General features: G+C 71.6%; 1 protein-coding gene and 1 pseudogene. One reads left to right on the plus strand and one right to left on the minus strand.

The genetic code is table 11. The annotated features are described in order from the left end of the window. Positions 1-227: 227 nt before the first annotated feature. The gene (locus tag ABZ749_RS34965) at positions 228-962 is read right to left on the minus strand and encodes a cellulose binding domain-containing protein (RefSeq protein WP_357235641.1); all 735 of its coding nucleotides are present in this window, start codon (positions 960-962) and stop codon (positions 228-230) included. A gap of 354 nt (positions 963-1,316) precedes the next feature. On the opposite strand from ABZ749_RS34965, the pseudogene ABZ749_RS34970 reads away from it, so the two are divergent. Beyond that, positions 1,317-1,611 (plus strand): annotated as a pseudogene (locus ABZ749_RS34970) (hypothetical protein); the annotation flags it as partial.

A 1,611-nucleotide genomic window follows, 5' to 3' on the forward strand; every position in this document is an offset into this window, starting at 1 on the left:
GGCGCAGCAGGGGCCGGGCCAGGGCCCAGTAACCGCCGGCGACGGCGTTGCACCTGCTTCGCCGGGTTGACCAAGGTGGAGCCCGGCCTGGTGCCGATCCCCCTGTGGCGACCGGACGACGCTGACGCGGTCGGGATCGACGCCTACGGGGCCGTGGCCCGCAAGCCCTGACCGACACGACGTCCGCCCCGCTCCCGCCGTCGCGCCGGAAGCGGGGCGGACGTCGTTCACCGGGCGCAGCTCATGGTCAGCCCGTCGGGAACCGCACCGGCCGTCACGAGCATCCCGAACGTCGTCGCCCCGTCCAGCACCAGCGTCCCGTTGTAGGACGCGTTGCGGACCGACACGTCGGCGTCGGTGGTCTCGACCACCCCACCCCAGACGGTCTGGACCCGCTCGTCACCGGACCACCGCCAGGAGACGCGCCAGCGGTCCAAGGGTTGCGTCCCGGTGTTGCGGACCGTGACCGTGGCGACGAAACCGTTGCCCCAGCGGGCGTCGATCGTGGCCGTCGCCCGGCACGAGGCCAGCGGGGCGGTCCGCGCCGGCCCGATCATGTACGGGTCGCGCTTGCCGTCAGGGTCGCTGAACCGGTACCAGTACTCCGTGTCGGGCGTCAGACCCCCGATGGTCACCGTGCCGGTGCGCTCCGGCCCGGAAACGGCCTCGGCCACCGGCGTCCGCCACTGTTGGGCGTCCTCGCGGCTGGCGAAGAGGCTGACGGTCATCGGCGGGTCGTAGCCGCAGGGCGGCCGGAAGAAGATCGAGTACGAGATGGTCACGCTGGTGGTGGTGACCCCGGCGACGCTCGCGGTGATCGGCAGGGCCGGCGGGCAGGCGATGGTCGGCGACGGCGACGGCGTGGCCGACAGCGTGGGGGCGGGCGTCGCGTCGGTGCCGCTGGTCGTCCCGGTCCAGGCGGCCAGCGCCATGGTGGTGACAGCGAGGAACATGCGAAGCATCGGAACCTCCGTGGTCAGCGGGCACCGATGACCGAGGTGGTGGCCGGTGCGCGCTCGGGTTTCCGGTCGTCGACGAGGCTGCCCGGCACGGGTGACATGGTCACCTCGCGCGCCCCGTGGACCGGAGGAGATCTGGTGCGCGCTGGCTCCCCGAGCACGACCGAACCACAGCATGGCAGTCGACAGTCATCGAGACAAGGCGATCCCGAAGCCGTCGAGCATCGTCCGCTTTCTCGTCGCCGAAGGGACATCCGCCGGGCGCTCACCCCGAGAATGATCCATCACGGTCTATTCATTCGGACACGGGAGCACACCATGCTCGACGCAAGCAGCACGACCCGGCGACCCCGGGGAGTGAGGGTACTGATCGCGGTGATGCTGGCGGCCGCCGCGCTGGCCGCGCCCAGCCCCGCCGATGCCGCCGTCAGCCGGGCGGAACTGGCCCTCCGCTGGGCGCCCATCCACTACCAGGACGTCGACGCCACCGGCAGCCACGCCCTCAGCGGGCAGTCGGACTACGTCACCCGGGTCGATTTCGACGGCGACCTGGACGGACGCGACAACTGGGACCGGACCGGCCAGGCAGGCGCCGCACTCGCCGCACACGTGTACTACTCCGTCGTGGAGACGAGCACCCACTGGTACATCA

This window comes from Micromonospora sp. NPDC047753, assembly GCF_040642735.1.
Classification (GTDB): domain Bacteria; phylum Actinomycetota; class Actinomycetes; order Mycobacteriales; family Micromonosporaceae; genus Micromonospora.

Coding starts and splice junctions, on each gene's coding strand:
- ABZ749_RS34965 (WP_357235641.1), bottom strand. CDS start 962: ATGCTTCGCATGTTCCTCGCTGTCACCACCATGGCGCTGGCCGCCTGG.